Here is a 17,514-nt window from a genome sequence, read left to right on the forward strand (position 1 = left end):
TTGACGTCGGTGGGCAACTGGAGCACGCCTTCTCTTACGTGAATGCCAACGTCGATGACGTAGCGAGCGTGACCGACGGCGCAGGCCAGACCACCACATTCAGCTACGACACGCGAGGCAACCAGCAGTCGCAGCGCGATGCAGCCGGCAACACCATCGAGCGCACGTACAACGCGAACAACACGCTCAAGACAGAGACTGTCTATCACGTGGCGGCCGTCACGCAGGGTGTCGTGGCACCTGCAGCCGCGCCCGCGACCACCAACTACATCTACAACGCCAGCAAGCCCGCCGAACTGCGCTTCGTCGTCTCTGCGCAGGGGCGCGTGACTGAATACCAGACGGTGAAGATGGCGGGCGCTTTGGGCAGCGTCGGGCCGACGACGATCTTGGTTTACGACCAGTCAACCTATACGGGCGCGCTCACCGAGACGGCACTGGCCGCGTGGGCGCTGACCCAGCCCGCCGAAGGCATCATGCGCACCGACCTGAGCTATGACGCGCGTGGCCAGCTGGAGTCGAAGACGACGTATGTTGGCGTGGATGCACTCCGAGCAGGTCTGGCAGCGGGCAAGACGACCACGAGCTACACGTACACAACACAGGGGCTGGTGTGGACGACCACACAGCCGGGCGGCACTGGATTGACCGCAGGCGTCACGACCAACGTGTACGACGGCATGGGCCGCTTGTTGCAGGTGACGAATGCGCTGGGCGAAGTCACGCTCACCAGCTACGACGACGCGCTGATGCAAACCAAGGTGAAGCTGGCGAACAACCAGACGAGCATCAGCACCACAGATCGCGCAGGCAATGTGCTGAGCGTCTACAACACGAACGCAGCATTGGCGAACCTTGGTACGACGCAGTACGCGTATGACAAGGACGACCGCTTGGTGATGACCACCGATGCGACAGGCGTTCGCACCTTCAAGGTCTATGACACACAAGGTCGACTGGCTGGTGATGTAGATGCCGACGGCACGCTCGTTGAATACATGTACGACGCGGCGGACCGGCTCTCTCGTACCGTCAAGTACACGACGGCAGTGACTCTCACGAAGCTGGTCGATGCGACAGGCGTTGCGCTCGCTCCCGTCATCGACACGATCCGCCCGGTCGCATTGACGCTCACTGACCAAAGCACGTGGCGCGCGTATGACGCAGCCGGTCGCCTCAGTAAAACCGTCAGCGCCGAAGGCTCAGTGGTCGAGTACTTCTACGACGGTGCGTCGCTGCTCCTGTCAACCAAGGAATACGCCACGCGCCTGACGGCCACTCAAATGGCCGCTCTGGGCAACAAGCCCGCACCTGGGGCCATCGCGCCCACGCCGGACACAGCGAGCGACCGCGTCACGCGCAACTTCTACGACGCAGACAATTTACTCATTGGCACGCTCGACGCAGCTGGCTACGTCACGCAGATGACCTACGACGCGGCGGGCCAGCTGGTGCAGACCAAGCGCTCGTTCAACCTGACTCCCAATGCGCAGCGAGCCACAGGCACGCTCGCCGCGCTGGTCACAGGCGCGGGCGCCAGCACCCAAGACGAAACCACGACGTACTTCCGCGACGGCAAGGGCCAGCTCATCGCGCAAGTCGATGCGGCCAAGAATTACACCGAATACGGCTACGACGTCGCAGGCCGTCAAACCTCGACCACGCGCTACGCCAAGAAGGTCACCACGGCGTTCACCTGGTCATCGAAGCTGAGCGACTTCAAGCCTGCCGCCACCGCCGGCCAGGACCAGACGACGAGCCTGAGCTACGACGCGCTGGGCCGCTGTACGCAGGAACTCGATGCAAGCGGCACCAAGACCACGCACACGTACAACACGCTGGGCCTGCTCACGCAAACAAAAACCTCGGTGGGCCTGACGAATGAACGCGTCGCCGTCACGCTCGCCTACGACGACCTGGGCCGCCTCATATCGGAAACCACAGCAGACAACCGCACCCTCACCCACGCCTACGACCTCGCGGGCCGGCGCATCAGCACCACTGATGGCCCGGGCAACAAGACCCTGTTCTTCTATGACGCCGAGAGCCGTCTGGTCTACACCGTGGACGCCACCGGCGGCGTGAGCGAGACCGACTACGACACCCTGGACAACAAGCTCGCCGAGATCCGCTACACCCAAAAGAAACTCACCGCCACCACACTCAACTCGCTCACCGGCGGCCTGATCACTGCAGCCAATGCGGCAACCCTCGTCAGCAGCGTTCAGACTGCAGGGCAAGACGCCCGCATCGACTACAAGTATTTGCGCGACGGCCAGATCTCCTCGATCAAGGACGCCAACGGCAACACGACGTATTACTACTACGACGCGTTCGGTGCATCGCTGGGCTGCGTCGATGGCGCAGGCAATGTGCAGTACAGCGTGTACGACGCCAATGGGCGCGCTGTGCAGACTACGCGCCTTGCCAAAACCATCTCGGGCGTCACCGCAGCAACGACGCTCGCAGAAGTGAGCCAGCGCATCGCCGCTGTGATCGGCGACGCAGGCGACCAGACGATCTACCGCGTGTATGACATGGACGGCCGCCTCACCGCTACGGTGAACGGCCTGAATGAAGCAGAGCGCTTCTGGTACGACGGCAACGGCAACGTGATTGAGCACCGAGCCTATGTAAACCGTGTGGCTGCGGGCTGGACGCCCACCAACCTCGTCACGACTGACCACGTGGACGACCGCCGCACGCGAACGATGTACGACAGCTTCAACCGCGCTGTGTACACGGTCGATGGTGCCGGCTCAGTCACCACGTACCAGTACGACCTGGACGGCAACGTCACGCAGCAGCGCGTGTACGCCAAGCCCATCGACCCGGCGACCTTCAACGGAACAACGCAAGTCATCCCCGGCGCAGCGGCGACGACGCCAGACACGATCACCACCTACACCTACGACTCAGACAACCGCCTGATCTGGAGCGTTGACGGTGCAGGCGGCGTGACACGCCGCTACTACGACAAGGACGGCAACGTCACGCAGCTGGTGCAGTTCGCAGCGGCCGTCACACCGGGCACGAGCATCGCGCTGGCGGCAACAATCAACACGTACGCGAGCACCGGCAAAGACCGCACTACGAACTACACGTATGACGCAGCGGGCCGGCAGATCTACGCCGTCGATTCACTCGGCACCATCACCGGCACCGTGTACGACAAGGCGGGCAACATCACCGCGAGCATCCAGTACGCCAAGCTCGGGACGGCACCCGTAGCGGGCGTGCCGCTTGCGCAGGGCACACCTGTCGCAGATGCGGCCAACGACCGCATCACGCGCATGGCGTACGACGCAGCGAACCGGCTCGTGTTCACGGTGGATGCGACCGGCGCAGTGGCTGAGCGCAGCTATGACGGCGCGGGCAATGTGAAGAGCATCACCCAGTACGCGAACGTGATCGACACTGCGAAGTTCAATGCGTTGAGCAAGACGGCCACGTGCGATGACATCAACGCTGCGCTGGTGAAGGCATCAACTGCCAATCGCGTGCAGGCGCAGAGTTTTGATGCGGCGAACCGGATCGCCACGACAACGGATGGTGTGGGCCACATCACCACGTACGGCTACGACGGCCTGAGCCGCTCGACCAGCGTAACCGACAGCGGCGCAGGCATCACCGCGCGAACAACGACGTACACCTACGACGGCGCGGGCCGCACAAGCAGCGTGACCGACGCGCTCGGCCAAACCGAGCGCTACACCTATGACGGCGTGGGCAACAAACTCACGTTCCAGAATAAACGCAACGCCATCTGGACGTACGAGTACGACGCCGCAGGCCGCCTGACCGACGAGTACACGCCCAGCGTGGACGTCACCAGCGTCACCAGTGGCCTCGTGATGACCACTGCCGCACGCGTGATCCGCACCGCCAACACTTATGACGCTGCGGGCAACCTGCTCTCGCGCACAGAGGCCGTGGGCCGGCCCGAGCAACGCACGACGAGCTATGAGTACGACGCACTGGGCAGGCAGATCCGCACGCGCTTCCCGAACGTGGCCGTGTACGTGGCCGAGACTGACGCAGCGATTGCGGTGAACGGTCAGGGCAACGTAGCCACGCGAACCGACACCACTGTCGCAGGCGGCATCTACACCGAGACCACCTACGACGCATTGGGCAACGCCATCCGCAACCGCGATGTGGGTGGTGCGCTCAGCTACAAGGTGTATGACCAGCTTGGGCGAGTGACGTACGACGTTGACGCGATGCGCTACGTGACCGGTTACACGCTCGATACGTTCGGCGGCACAACGACCCTCACGCGCTATGCGAATGCGATGACGCTCACAGGCACAGAGACGTCGCTTAACACTGCGGACATGACCAGCGCCAAGCTCGTCAAAGACAGCGCCGCAGATCGCGTGCTGCTCACAACCTACGACCGCATGGGCCGCGTGGACCCGGTGACAGAGCCCACCGTCGATGTGTTCGACCCTGAAGCCACAGGCGCTGGGCAGTACTACCAGGCCGGAGCGCTCACCGACAACACCTATAACGCCTTCGGCGAGCTGATCCAGGTCGCGCGCTTCAAGGGCGCAGGCACGGCCAGCACCGCCGCCTACAACCAGTTCAACTACTACGACAACGCGGGCCGCTTGACGGCCACCGTCGATGGCGCGAACTACCTCACGACCAACACGTATGACGTGCTGGGCAACGTGACGCAGACCACCGAATACGCCAAAGCGCTGACGGGCACGATCACAGCGGCGACCAAGCCCACACCGCCGACTGCGAGCACGACGGACCGCACCACCACCTTCGAATACGACAGCCTCAACCGCAAGAAAACAGAAACGCGCCTGAACGTCGAAGTCACGGACCAGGACACGTTCGTCACCAGCAGCACGAGCGTGGTCACGCGCTACGGCTACGACGCGACGGGCAACGTCGTCACGACAGAAACCGCAGACGGCGTCACAGGCAATTACTACGACTTGCTCGGCCGCATCACGGCAGTGACCAAACCTGTGCGTGCGGGTGAAACATCGGGAACGATCACCCCGCTCACCGTCTACAAGCGCGACGTGTACGGCAACGCCGTCGTGCAGATCGACTACGCCGCAGGCACTGCAGCCTTGGGCGCTACGGCGGCGGATGCGAACGACCGCACGAGTTATTCCTTCTTCGACATCGACGGCCATGCGATTCGCACAGTCGATGCGAACGGAGCAGACCGCTACGCGTCTTACGACGTGTACGGCCGCGTCGTCAAACAGTGGCAGACGCTTGGCAGCGGCACAGCCAGCGCCACCATCTTCCACGGCTTCAAATACGACGCCCTCGGCCGCCTCACCCGCGACATCACGCCCACCAACAACAGCGCAGACAGCGCAGTCGTCAGCACAGACATCAAGTACAACGCCTTCGGCGACATCATCGCCAAGGGGGTGAACGGCAGCGCCAGCGAGTACTACGACTACGACAAGGCGGGGCGACTGTGGCGCACGAATGCCGACAATGGCGTCGCCACCATCTACCTCTACGACCGCCTGGGCAACCGCACCGCGCAGATTCAAAGCTCGGGCGCTGCGTACAACGACGCGGACCTCAAGGCCGCAGGCGTCACCGCAGCAAGCGCTGCAGCAGACACTTCACTGCGCCGCACCAACACCCGCTACGACGCGTTGGGCCGTGTCACGCAGCAGTCGCGTATTGCGCCCGGCAGCGTGAGCGCTACCGTCAACCAAACCTACGACCGCTGGGGCAACGTGCTGAGAATCAGCGATGCGCGCAACGCGCAGTGGGTGACGCGCTATGAATACAACGCTAACAACCAGCTCACGCGCCAGTACCTGCCCGATGAGACAGGCGCTGCCCAACTGTCGAGTGTTGCGTACTACGACAAGATGGGCAGGCAAGTGGGCGTGCGCGATTACATCAACGCCACGGCAAGCAACCTCAACCGCATGCGCTATGACACGCAGGGCAACCTGATCGAAGAGCGTCATGCCGATGGCGGCATCGTCGCCAACAGCTACAACGCATTCGGCGAGCGCACGACCCACATCGACGCAGAAGGCAACAAGACCACCTACACGTACAACAAGGCGGGCCTGCAGACATCGACCACGCACTGGGGCAAGTCGCTCGGTGGCGGTGCGTACTCCGGCTTCGCGATCTACACCGCAACAAACAACGCTGCCGGCGACACAGTCACGCTCACACTCACCACAGGCAACATCACCGAGTTGACGACGTGGGACGCAGCCTGCCGCATGACCAGCCAGACCAACGGCGCGGGCAACGTCACGCGCTACACCTACGACCTGCGCGGGAACGTCGCCACCGTCACACTGCCCAATGGCACGAAGCAGTCGACCTCCACTTACGACAGCCGCGACCGCAAGACCAGCGACACCGATGCGCTGGGCAGCACCGCCACCTGGAGCTACGACTACTTCGGCCACGTGCTGAACCACACGGACATTGGCGGCGCGCAATACAAATATTCGTACGACAACGCCGACCAGCTCAAAACCCAGACCAACACCCGTGGCCAGAACCTGCTCTACGGCTACGATGGCGCAGGCCAGATGACGCAGATCGTAGATACGGCCAACGGCATGCAGACGACTGACTACACGTACGACCTGTCGGGCCACAAGCTGAGCGAGCACGTGGCGCTCACGCAAAACGGCGTGCGCATCACCGTGCAAGACAACCACATGAGCTACGACAGCCTGGGCAGGTTGCGCTGGATGGCCGACGACCACATCCAGGCGCGCATGGACTACGACCTGGTGGGCAACCGCACGAGCGTCACCACACACGTCGTGAACACCGTGGGCATGACCGATGTGGTGACCGACACCGCGCGCTACTACCAGTACGACGCGATGAACCGCATGACGGTCGTCGACGGCGTGGATGCGGCGGGCAACATCGGCACGACGCAGGGCCACCAGATCACCTATGACAAGAACGGCAACCGCCTGACGGACAAGTTCGGCGGCAAGAAGGTGGACATGCTGATCGACAAGGTGCTCAGCGACGGCACCATCCTCTACAAGTACCAGGCCTCAGGCGCGAACGGCATCGTGACCGAGCAGTACACGTATGACGGGCTCAATCGCCTTACCACCATCAGCCGCGACGACGGCGAACTGCTCAACGACCCCGGAACCACCTGGCTGCTGATCGACAAACGCCAGTACGACGCCGCCAGCCGCGTCACACGCACGGGCGGGCTGGGCGACCTGCCGGTGGGCTACGTCAGGGCGCTGTATGGCATGGATGCGAACAACAACCCGCTGGCAGGCAATGGCTCGCAGCAGCGCCTGAGCTCCTACAACGCCAACGGCCAGTTGATCGTGCAGCAAGTCACTGGCTACAACAACACGCCCGGCTACAGCACCTTCAACAACGCCATCGACGCGGCGGGCAACGTGACGCACTACAAGGTCAAGTCGGCTGCGGGCACGAATGACTACGACACCACGCTCGCCAAGCTGGAGGGCTATAAGGAATCGGTGGTCAAGGCCACCAGCACCTATCTCATCAACGCCACCACCACCAACACCTACGACACGAATGGCTACCTGAAGTCACTCGATTCGACGGTGGATGTGGACGACCGCACCTTCATCAACGACGTGCGCGGCCAAGTGCTCGCCACGCAGCAAGGCACGCGCCTGCTGCGCGAGTTCATCGTCAACGGTGAAGTGCTCGCGCAGTACGGCCAGGGCGCGGACCGCGTCACGGCGCGAGACAAAGACGGTAACCCAATCTTCGACGACAACATCGCCGACTTCCAGCTGGGCTACCGGTCCATCACACCGAGCTACCCGAATGCATCGCCGGGCACATACACGGTGCAGACGGGCGACACGCTGCGAAGCATTGCGCAGAGCGCCTACGGCGACAGCAAACGCTGGTACCAGATCGCCGAGGCCAACGGTATCGCAAGCGATGCGCAGCTGCGCGTAGGCGTCTCGCTGAACCTGCCGAACCTGGTGGGCACGAGCCACAACGATGCGGGCACCTTCGCGCTGTACGACCCGAGCAAGATCGTGGGCGATACGTCGCCGTACCTTGCGTTGCCGCCGCAGCCGAGCGATAACTTCTTTGCGCAGGTGTTGATGATGGCGGTGGCGATAGTCGCAGCCATGTATCTCGGGCCAAAAGTGCTGTCTGCGGTCCAGACATTGATCGGCAAGACCGTGGCTGCAACGGTCATCGCTGGTGCTGCCACAGGCGCGGCTGCGAACGTAGCGTCGCAAGTGGTGGGCATCGCCACCGGCGTGCAGGACAAATTCAACTGGAAGAGCGTAGGCGCAAGCTTGATCTCGGGCGGTGTGGGCGCCGGGATCAACGGCATCACCGGGCTGGACGGCGGCAACGTCGGCAAGACGGTCGACCTGGGCGATTCGATCTTCAACAACGTGATCGGCAAAGCGGTGCTGGCCAGCGGCATCACGCAGGGCGTGAATGTGGTGATGGGGCTGCAAAGCTCGTTCAACTGGAAGGCAGTGGCGGGGAGCGCAGCGGGTGCAGAGGTGGGCGATTTGGTGAGTGAGTCGTTCAAGGGCAACGCTGGTACGTTTGGTGCGCGGCTAGTGAGTGGGATGGCGGCTGGCGCGACGGCGGCTGCGTTCAGGGGTGGAAGGGTGAGCGTGCAGCAGGTGGCGGTTGACGCGTTTGGGAACAGTATTGGAGCAAGCCTTGTATACGGCTCAAGCAGTGCACAACCGGAACTGACAACGGGTAACTTCGCGCGGCTGGATGGCCCGGGCTATCGCGGCATTCCCTACGACGGTGATCTAAGTGGATCAGGTCCACTTGACGATGTACTTTCGAAGAAGTCAATCCGCGAAGCGCTATATCGACCCGGCGTCAACGATGCCGCCACTGTCCAGGTGCATGAGGTGGGAGGCCACTTCAGCGCGCAGCAATACGTAGGACAAGCATTTGTGGGGGGTTACAGCCCGATACTGGGTCGCAATTTTGTTCAGGCTGACTTGAATCTCATGGTCGCCCATTCTCAGTTTCTTGATCAACTCAAGGATCTGGACGCAAAGGCAGCCGGCGTCCGCTTTGTTGCTGGCGATGCCGACAATATGGGCATGCCCGCACCTCGGCTGGTCGCCGAGGCATTGCATTCGCTTAACAATCTGGGATCCGAAGGAAACGTTGAGCGGATTTTTGATCTGATGCGACGAAACCCCGGGAATCTGGAATTGGCCGGTTCGGCCTCGCATGCATTGGTCGATTCGGACCCGCACGAGTATCGGGATACGTTCCTTGGCCACACTGTGGATAGCCTGACGCTTCGCGATCCCGACCCTCTTACCCCAGCGACAGCGGTCAAGCTCGGGACGAAACTGGTGAAGTTCTATGAGGTTGTGCTGGGCATTAGTGGCGACACCAAACTCGCGGGAGAACCAATAGCGATCCGAGAGCAGGCGAGACAAAACGTAGCCGCCGCAATCAGAAGCGCTCGGGATACTGGTGCCACTGGAGAGGCGTTCGACGAGCAGTTTGGTGCGGCTGGCCGATACTTGCTGCCTCAAGGGGCACTGCGACTGCCGACACTTCCCAGCTACGGGGTAGGAATCCGCTACAACAGCCTGCCCTTTGAGGCATTGGCAACGACGGAAGACTACCTGCAGTCCATCCAACTTCGAATGAGCCCCTACAAGTTCCTCAACAGCGCACTAGACTCCGCCGCTACGATAATGAACCACTACATGGATTACACCGGGCGACGTTCCATGCCGCCCGTGCAAGCAAACCAGCTTTTGGGGCGGACTCTGAACCTGAACGGCAAGCCCGTTACCCGGCCATGAAACTTCTTCGCCGAACTGCACCTCTCGGATTCTCAAGGGGATACCTTTCGTTGGTCCGATTGAGACGAAACTTCCTCGTGTTCGTCTTATCCATCGTCGCTTCGGCGTCTCTTGTCCATGGCGAGAATATTCCCGACACGACTAACCGGCTGGTCATGGCGAAAGATATTGAGCGGAGTTACGTCAACACACTCGGGCTCAGAGGTCAGTCAGCCGCGATGGCGGTCGAGACGATGCTGGCCGAAGGATTTCGTTGTCGTATCGAGACCGCCGAGGAGTATGTGCCCGAAGATCAGTCCATGTGGTACTGCGTCAAACGCCCTTCCGGAAATCCGCCGCCATGCGACGACCTGCGTGTCTCGCTTCGCTTCGCGCCACCGGCCGACATCGAGAAATCGCGCGATGCTTTACTCGCAAATCTGGAGACCATCAAAGTCGCGTCAGCAGGCGCTTCTTGTCCTCCGCCGCGATTTGTTGGACCGGCGTATCTGGCTGCACGAAGTACGGCTGAGAAGTCGCTTGCTTCCGCGATCGATGCACTTGAATTGAAGTCAAGCGGCGAAGCCGCATACCGCAAGCTCCTTCGAGAGGGCTTCTATTGCGGCTTCGCCATACCGGGCAAGAACGCAGGAATTCCTCAAATGGAATGCACCAAGTTGCCCTCGTCCATAGAGTTTTGCTTCGAGGCCAAAGTAACCCTCGAAATGACATGGCCAGATGGGGTTGCGAAACCGAAGCAGCTCTACAAGGCATTGCCTTCGTCACGCGTCACGTCGTTGCGCACAACCTGTGAAATTCCGGCATTGCCACCCGGACGACGACCGCCTATATAGAGTTTTCGTCTGCACGGTTCGCCATTCGGCCATGGGTCGGGGAAGCCTTTCGAATCAGTGTTCGAGCGACGAGCCGGCGTCGCGAACTGGTGACTGCCCTTGCCCACAGGCTGGTTGCTCCATCAACACAGTGACGAAGCTTTTGGAAGAGGTCGGATTCGCATGCAACGTGTACCAGTCGGAGCACATCCGCAACGTGAAGGCATCGCGGGTGCAAGTGGACGAGATTTGGGCCTTCTGCCAGTCCAAGCAAAAGAATGTTGCCCCTGGGAATCAAGGCATCCTTGGTCACGGCGACGTGTGGACGTACACGGCGATTGACGCTGATTCCAAGCTGATGATTTCTTACATGGTCGGCAAGCGTGACGCCGACTACGCATTGGCCTTCATGACCGATGTTTACTCCCGCCTGGCTAACCGCGTGCAGCTCACGACAGACGGTCACGGTGCCTACCTCAACGCAGTTCCCGATGCATTCGGCACGGACGTTGATTTCGCCATGCTGGTTAAGCACAATGGCGTGGGCACCCCGACCGAACAGCAGCGGTATAGCCCGGCGAAGCTTATAGATGCCGAGAAGCGCCCCATCACCGGCAACCCCGACAAGCGCCACATCAGCACAAGCTACGTCGAGCGCTCCAATCTCACGATGCGCATGGGCATGCGCCGCTTCACGCGCCTGACCAATGGTTTTTTAAAGAAGGTGGACAACCTTGAGCACGCTGTGTCGCTGCATTTCATGCATTACAACTACGCTCGCATTCACAAGACGCTGCGCGTGACGCCCGCTATGGAAGCGGGCCTTACTGACCACGTTTGGACGCTGGAAGAAATTGCTGCACTCGCGCAGTGACAACATGGGGGACAATTGATCGATGGCGACCACGTACAACATCTACTGCGACGAATCGTGCCATCTTGAGCACGACGGCCAAAGTGCCATGGTGCTTGGAGCAGTGTGGTGCCCTCAAGAAAAGGCGGGCGAGATTTCGGAGCGCGTCAGGGATATCGTCGCCAAGCACGGGATGGATCGTCACTTTGAAGTGAAGTGGACAAAGGTCTCAGAGTCGAAGGAGCTTCTATACCTCGATCTTGTGGACTACTTTTTTGACGACGATGACTTGCACTTTCGGGCACTGGTTGTTCCGGACAAGAGTGCGCTTGACCATGGCGCGTTCCCTGGACAAGACCACGACACGTGGTACTACAAGATGTACTTCGACATGCTCAAGGCTCTTCTAAGTCCTCGGGACCGATATCGAATCTACATCGACATCAAGGACACCAAAGGAGCGGCCAAGGTGCGAAAGCTCCACGAGGTGCTTTCCAACAACATCTATGACTTTTCTCGTGAAGTGATTGAGCGCGTGCAGCTCGTGCGCTCTCATGAGAGCTCCCTACTCCAGTTGGCCGACCTGATGATGGGGGCTGTGTCATATGTGAATCGCGGCCTGCTGGAGGGCGAGGAAGGCAACGTCGGAAAACGTCATGTAGTCGAGAGAGTTCGTAAGCGCTCGCGCTACACCTTGGATCGCTCTACGCTACTCAAAGAAGGCAAGTTCAATATCTTCCGGTGGCAAGCGCAGGGAGCGGGGCAGTGACCGACTGGCTCCCGGAGTTGATCCACTTTCACGACCACGGGAAGGACTGGGCTACTTACGAAGCTGCTTTGTACGAGGCGTTTAAGGACGACTTTGTGCATGCGAAACCGGTGTATCGCGGCACGGCCCTGTCAATGAAGCGCATTCCGATCTCGAAGGGAAAGGAAGCGACGTTTTGGCACATCATTTCGGACGGGGCAGACGAGGCGAATCGTCTGATTAACTTCCGCCGATGCGAGCGCATTCGATGGGCGCGCGCCTTGGTCGAGAACTCCGAGAAGCCAGAAGTAAAAATGTGGGTGGCGGAAAAGAGCCACGAGAACCGCATCCATCTATGGCTTGAAGAAGACGACTTTGTGGTCGTGATCGCCGACCGTGGGACATACCTGCTCTTTTGGACTGCTTATCACGTGGACCGCGACCACCAGCGCAGGAAATTGCTTCGCGAGTACACCGAATACCAGGCAAAGCAAAAAAAGCAGGCCCCCTGAAAAGGCTGAAGCCGCACGGGGCGGCTTCGTAACTCCTTCTACACATGGTAGATGAGCTGTCTGAATTATGTAGGAGAGAGTCTAAGTATTCAAGTTGTATTTGACAAAACCTTCAAAAAGGCCTTGGAATCACAAAAAAGCCCTAGATGAGTTACCTAACTCGTTGATTCATATGGACTTTAGCAGCTCAAAACATCTAAAAACTACTTATCTGAGCGCATTTTATGTGGGCAAAGAGCTGAGTTTGAACGTCTTAAATGACGGTGGTTATCCGCATTTCCACTGTTTGCGCATACAGCTTTTATGTAAATCACGAAGCCGTAGTGGTTCATTCTGGGGCTGAATTTGTAACAGGCGAACTGAGACACCACCCAGATATTGCGGATCGCCGGCATGAAATGCACCGAGAAATACGTGATGTTGCTCAAGTCCTCACCAGCGCAGGTGCACAGTCCCACCTCACGCCGACACATCCATTCCCAGATGTTCGTGCAGCGACTCCTTCAGCCGCATGAGTCCCTGCCGGTGCAACTGTGAAATCCGGCTGCGGCTCAAGCCCATCAGGTTTGCAACTTCTTCAAAACCCATCGCCTGGAAGTAGTGAGCCTGGATCACACGGCACTCACCGGCTGGCAGTGTCTGCACCAGTTCCACGATGCGTTCGCGCAGTTGCCGCAGCTCCATGCTGCAGTAGGCCGGCATCACGATTGCCTCTTGCGGTGGCTGCACCATGCCCGTGCCGTCGAGCAACCAGGCAATTGCAAAGCCAATGCCTACTTCGGCCACATAGGCCAGCGCCTGCTCGGGGGTGCGACGGCGCGTGGCAGTTTTGCGCGCACCTTGCGAGTCGTCCGCGCCGCGAAGCGACGCGCGCCGCTGTGCTAGCAGCCTGCGCCGCGCCGCAAGCTGCTCATGCTTTTCATTGGCGCGCTGCAGGCCGTCAAGAATGGCGCCGTGCATGTACCGGGCCGCATACGTCTTGAACATGACGCCGACAGCGGGGTCGAACCTCTCCAGCGCTTCGATCAGCGCAAGCGAAGCCATCTGCCGGTAGTCTTCAAACGGCACGTCGTTGTCGATGCGCTTGCCGAAGTACGCCGCCGCCACCACCTTCGCATAAGGCAGGTGCATTGCCAGCAGCGCCTCGCGTGCGGCGCTGTCGCCGTGCTCGCGAAACTGGCGCCAGAGTGCAGACTCGCTCGGCTCCACGCTGCCCGCTAGTGGAACGAGCCGACAAGCGCCTTCAGGATCAGGGCCCAGCCGTCCACCAGGATGAACATCAAAATCTTCAGCGGCAGGGCCACCGTCGTCGGCGGCATCATCATCATGCCCAGCGCCATCAGCACGCTCGACACAATCAGGTCGATCAACAGGAACGGCAGGAACACCACAAAGCCGATCTGGAATGCAGCGCGCAGCTCCGACAGCATGAACGCCGGAATGAGCTGCACGTTGCCCACGTCGGCCATGCTCTCGGGCCGCTTGGCCTTTGACAGCTCCACCATCAGCGCCAGATCCTGTTCGCGCGTTTGCCGCACCATGAATTCACGCAGCGGCGTGCTGCCCTTCTGGTACGCCGCTTCGATGCTCAGGTTGCCCGACATGAAGGGCTGCACCGTTTCGTCGTTCAGTGTCTGCAGCACGGGCGACATCGTGAACAGCGTGAGGAACAGGGCCAGGCCAATGATCACGGTGTTGGGCGGTGTCTCCGGCATGCCGATGGCGTGGCGCAGCATCGACAGCACGATCACGATGCGCATGAACGCCGTCAGGCACACGAGCAACGCGGGCAGGACGGCGAGCGCCGTGAGCCCCACCACCACTCGCACAGCCTGCGATGTTTCAGGGGTGGCCTGCGCGAAGGCAGGCGCGGCCATGAATGACATCGCGGCGATGGCCGCTGGCGCCATGAATCGAAGTGGGCGCTTCATCGCGCTGCCCTCGCTTCACCGGCCAGGGCGCCGGCTTCGCACGGCCTGCGCGCGAGCAACGTGAGCGAACCCGATGCATTGCCCACCAGCAGTTCTTCATTGCCCCACTTCAGCGTGTACACGGTGACATTGCTGGCAAGCGCGGTGCGGCCCGTGACTGCAGGCGCAGCAACGCCCGCAAGCTTGGCCGGTGTTGCATGGCGCTTGCCGCGCGCGACGATCAGCACCACGACCGCGAAGCCACCCAGCAGCACAGCAAGCCAGCCAAATGCCTGCAGCCCGCTTGTGTCTTCTGCTGTGTCGCGGCGCAGTGGCAGGCCGGGAAACTGGGGCGCGTTCGGCATCGCTGCCGAAGAAGCCGCACGCGGTGCGACTGTGCTTGTTGCTTGCGATCGCGCTGGGCCATGCGCGCATAACGCCAGGAACATCGCGCTCGCTGCGGCCGCGCGCCGCCAGTGCGGATAGGCGCTTGTCATGTCACTTCATCCCTAGCGGCGCGGGCAACTCGGTGATGCGCAGCGCAAAGCGGCCATCGACAGCGACGAGCTGGCCGCGCGCGACTACTTTGCCTTCCAGCGTCAGGTCCACCGGCTGCTCGACAGTCCGGTCGAGCACCAGCACCTGGTGTTCAGTGGCCGCGAGCAGGTCGCCCACGGTCATTTGCACTTCGCCCACGCACACCTGAAGTGTCGTGCGCACTGCAAGTAGCGGGTTGCCCTCCAGGACGAGTGGCGCGGGCGAGGCGCCGTGGCCCTCTGTGTTGCGCGCACGAGCGCCCAGGTCGCCCTGCAGTTCGCCAAGGCCGATCACTTGCGCTGTGGGTTGTGTGTAGGTGGTCATGATGTGGAGGAGTCAATGGAATGAGCGCGTTCGGACTGCAGCAGCTCGACGGCTTTGTGCCCGCTGCGCTGGCCCAGAAATGCGTCGCAAAGAATCTCGCCGTGCGCGCTCAGGCGCATCGGCGTGTCCAGGCGATGTGTGAGCGACAGGACGTCGCCTGGCGCAAGTTGCGCGAGCGTGCCCAGGTCGATCTCGCATGCGTCGAGTTCGACGCGCACGGTGATGAAGTGGTGCGCAATCGCATCACTGATGGGGGTCGTGGGCTCGACCGGCCCGGGTGCAATGGGGCGCTGCAAAGGCGCCGCGAGCCCGAGCGTGTCCTCCACGCAGCCCGCGTTCAACAAGATCGGCAGGCGCGCGTTCGCCAGCGGCAGCATGATCACCACGCAGCCAGACCACGGACGCAGGCAAGCTGCATCGACGAAAAGCGGATGGTCTGTTGGCGCGTCGAGAGCGAACTGCGAGCGCAGCCTGGCAAGCAGGTCTTCCATCGCACGTGCGGCGACGCTTTGTGCGATCGATGGCGGCGTTGCTGGCTTAACGTTTGCGTCGTAGTCGTCGAAGAGCGCACGGCCCACGCATTCGGTCGCCCGAGCGGGTGATGCGAGCCAGCCCGCGGCCTCATGCTGCGCGCCCATCGGTGTCCAGTTCCAGTCGCCCGCGTCGTCAACTTCATGCGCGAGGTGGGCCAGGGCGCGGGTGCGATGCGTGTCGCCCAGCCATTCGTCGCACCACGGCAGCCACGCAGCATCGGCGCGCGCTGCGAGGGCGTCGAGTTGCACGGCGGTCCACCACCGAAGCGGCGTTGCGGTTTGCGGCGTCGTGGTCACTTGCTGCTCATCTGGAAGAGCTGCTGCAGCATCTCGTTCGCGGTGGAAATGACTTGCGACGAAGCCTGGTAGCCGCGCTGCATGATCACCAGGTCGCTGAACTCCTGCGACAGATCAACGTTCGACAACTCGACCATGCCTGAGCGCACGGCGCCAAAGCCGTTGGTGCCGGCCGTGCCGATGTGCCAGGCCAGGTTGTTGGTGGCGTCGAACTGGTTGTTGCCGTTGGAGCTGACGGCGTCGAGGCTGTCGAAGCGGCCGAGCAACAGGCGCACGCCCTTGACGGTCTGGCCGTTCGAATAGCTCATGACCATCGTGCCCGTATCGTCGAAGCTCACGCCGGTGAGGCTGCCTGCGCCCCAGCCGTCTTGCGATGTGAAGACCAGCTGCGAGTCAGTGCCCGCACCGAACGAGTACACGTCCTTGCTGAAGTCGAGCTTGAGCGGCAGGCTCGGGTAGCCTGCCCGGCTGTAGGTCATGTTGACGGTCGCGGTACCCGGCGTCGGTGCGCCCGCGCTGAACACCAGCGTGCCCGTACCCACCGACGTGGCGCCGTCCTTGAGCTCTACCGACCAGGTGCCGGGTGTGGTCGTGCTTTGGGTGAGCACCAGCGTCATCGTGTGTTCGATGCCGAGTGTGTCCACCACCTTCACATTCTGGACTGTGTGGTCGGTATCGGTGCTCGACAGGTTGCCCGCGAAATTCAGCGTGGTCGTTGCCTTGCCGGCGATCATCTGGTGGCCCGCGATGGTGATCTCGCCCGGCGCACCCGAGGGGTCCTGCCCCATCACCTTGCTGCCGTCGACACGGCTGACCATCACGCCGTCGCTGTTGAATGTGAACTGGCCCGCGCGCGTGTAGTGCAGTGCTCCGCCCGTGTCGCGCACGGTGAACAGCCCTTGCCCGTCCACTGCGAGGTCCAGGTTGTTGCCGGTCTGGCGCAACTCGCCTTGCTCGAAGTTGAGCATGGTGCCGGCGGTGTTCAGGCCGTAGCCCACCTGCATCGTCTTCGAGCCGTTCGCGCTGTTCGAATAGAACATGTCGGCGAACTGCAGCGTCGAGCTCTTGAAGCCGGGCGTATTCAGGTTGGCGGTGTTGTTGGCGATGACGCGCAGGCCTTGCGAGAAGCCTTGCAGGCCCGTCATGCCGATGTAGATGGAGCTGAGCATGTTGTCCTCTTGC

General features: G+C 61.4%; 11 protein-coding genes. 5 read left to right on the plus strand and 6 right to left on the minus strand.

What is annotated here, in order from left to right; genetic code table 11:
• Positions 1 to 38: 38 nt before the first annotated feature.
• The 5 genes from GHT07_RS15365 to GHT07_RS15385 all read left to right on the plus strand — a co-directional run bounded on the left by GHT07_RS15365 (position 39) and on the right by GHT07_RS15385 (position 12,731).
• Positions 39 to 9,806: a LysM peptidoglycan-binding domain-containing protein gene (locus GHT07_RS15365; protein WP_323740962.1), complete on the plus strand. Its 9,768-nt coding sequence runs from the start codon at positions 39 to 41 to the stop codon at positions 9,804 to 9,806.
• Between the two features lie 77 nt (positions 9,807 to 9,883).
• The gene (locus GHT07_RS15370; RefSeq protein WP_153585997.1) at positions 9,884 to 10,639 is read left to right on the plus strand and encodes a hypothetical protein; all 756 of its coding nucleotides are present in this window, start codon (positions 9,884 to 9,886) and stop codon (positions 10,637 to 10,639) included.
• 169 nt (positions 10,640 to 10,808) lie between these two features.
• Positions 10,809 to 11,492 carry a DDE-type integrase/transposase/recombinase gene (locus GHT07_RS15375; protein WP_194792958.1) on the plus strand — a complete coding sequence of 228 codons (684 nt, stop codon included), beginning with the start codon at positions 10,809 to 10,811 and terminating at the stop codon, positions 11,490 to 11,492.
• Positions 11,493 to 11,514: 22 nt separating this feature from the next.
• The gene (locus GHT07_RS15380) at positions 11,515 to 12,240 is read left to right on the plus strand and encodes a DUF3800 domain-containing protein (protein WP_153585999.1); all 726 of its coding nucleotides are present in this window, start codon (positions 11,515 to 11,517) and stop codon (positions 12,238 to 12,240) included.
• Entirely contained in the window at positions 12,237 to 12,731 is a 495-nt protein-coding gene (locus tag GHT07_RS15385) for a hypothetical protein (RefSeq protein WP_153586000.1), read from the plus strand. The genes GHT07_RS15380 and GHT07_RS15385 overlap by 4 nt, the downstream gene beginning before the upstream one ends.
• Positions 12,732 to 13,190: 459 nt before the next feature.
• Here GHT07_RS15385 and GHT07_RS15390 read toward each other — a convergent pair whose 3' ends face one another.
• The 6 genes from GHT07_RS15390 to flgF all read right to left on the minus strand — a co-directional run bounded on the left by GHT07_RS15390 (position 13,191) and on the right by flgF (position 17,501).
• Positions 13,191 to 13,940, minus strand: coding sequence for a sigma-70 family RNA polymerase sigma factor (locus GHT07_RS15390; RefSeq protein ID WP_153586001.1), 750 nt, complete (start codon positions 13,938 to 13,940; stop codon positions 13,191 to 13,193).
• 8 nt (positions 13,941 to 13,948) lie between these two features.
• Positions 13,949 to 14,662 carry a flagellar type III secretion system pore protein FliP gene (fliP, locus tag GHT07_RS15395; protein ID WP_228488374.1) on the minus strand — a complete coding sequence of 238 codons (714 nt, stop codon included), beginning with the start codon at positions 14,660 to 14,662 and terminating at the stop codon, positions 13,949 to 13,951.
• Positions 14,659 to 15,006 (minus strand): hypothetical protein, encoded by a 348-nt coding sequence (locus GHT07_RS15400; protein ID WP_153586002.1) that lies wholly within the window; start codon positions 15,004 to 15,006, stop codon positions 14,659 to 14,661. Before GHT07_RS15400 ends, fliP begins: the two co-directional genes overlap by 4 nt.
• A gap of 133 nt (positions 15,007 to 15,139) precedes the next feature.
• Entirely contained in the window at positions 15,140 to 15,502 is a 363-nt protein-coding gene (locus GHT07_RS15405; RefSeq protein WP_153586003.1) for a FliM/FliN family flagellar motor switch protein, read from the minus strand.
• Complete coding sequence (locus tag GHT07_RS21755) at positions 15,499 to 16,332, minus strand: FliM/FliN family flagellar motor switch protein (protein ID WP_153586004.1); 834 nt, start codon at positions 16,330 to 16,332, stop codon at positions 15,499 to 15,501. The genes GHT07_RS15405 and GHT07_RS21755 overlap by 4 nt, the downstream gene beginning before the upstream one ends.
• Positions 16,329 to 17,501, minus strand: coding sequence for a flagellar basal-body rod protein FlgF (gene flgF, locus GHT07_RS15415; protein WP_153586005.1), 1,173 nt, complete (start codon positions 17,499 to 17,501; stop codon positions 16,329 to 16,331). The genes GHT07_RS21755 and flgF overlap by 4 nt, the downstream gene beginning before the upstream one ends.
• Between the last annotated feature and the right edge of the window lie 13 nt (positions 17,502 to 17,514).

The organism is Caenimonas koreensis DSM 17982, assembly GCF_009646335.1.
Classification (GTDB): domain Bacteria; phylum Pseudomonadota; class Gammaproteobacteria; order Burkholderiales; family Burkholderiaceae_C; genus Ramlibacter; species Ramlibacter koreensis.

Coding starts and splice junctions, on each gene's coding strand:
- GHT07_RS15380 (WP_153585999.1), top strand. CDS start 11,515: ATGGCGACCACGTACAACATCTACTGCGACGAATCGTGCCATCTTGAG.
- fliP (WP_228488374.1), bottom strand. CDS start 14,662: ATGAAGCGCCCACTTCGATTCATGGCGCCAGCGGCCATCGCCGCGATG.
- GHT07_RS15400 (WP_153586002.1), bottom strand. CDS start 15,006: ATGCCGAACGCGCCCCAGTTTCCCGGCCTGCCACTGCGCCGCGACACA.
- GHT07_RS15405 (WP_153586003.1), bottom strand. CDS start 15,502: ATGACCACCTACACACAACCCACAGCGCAAGTGATCGGCCTTGGCGAA.
- flgF (WP_153586005.1), bottom strand. CDS start 17,501: ATGCTCAGCTCCATCTACATCGGCATGACGGGCCTGCAAGGCTTCTCG.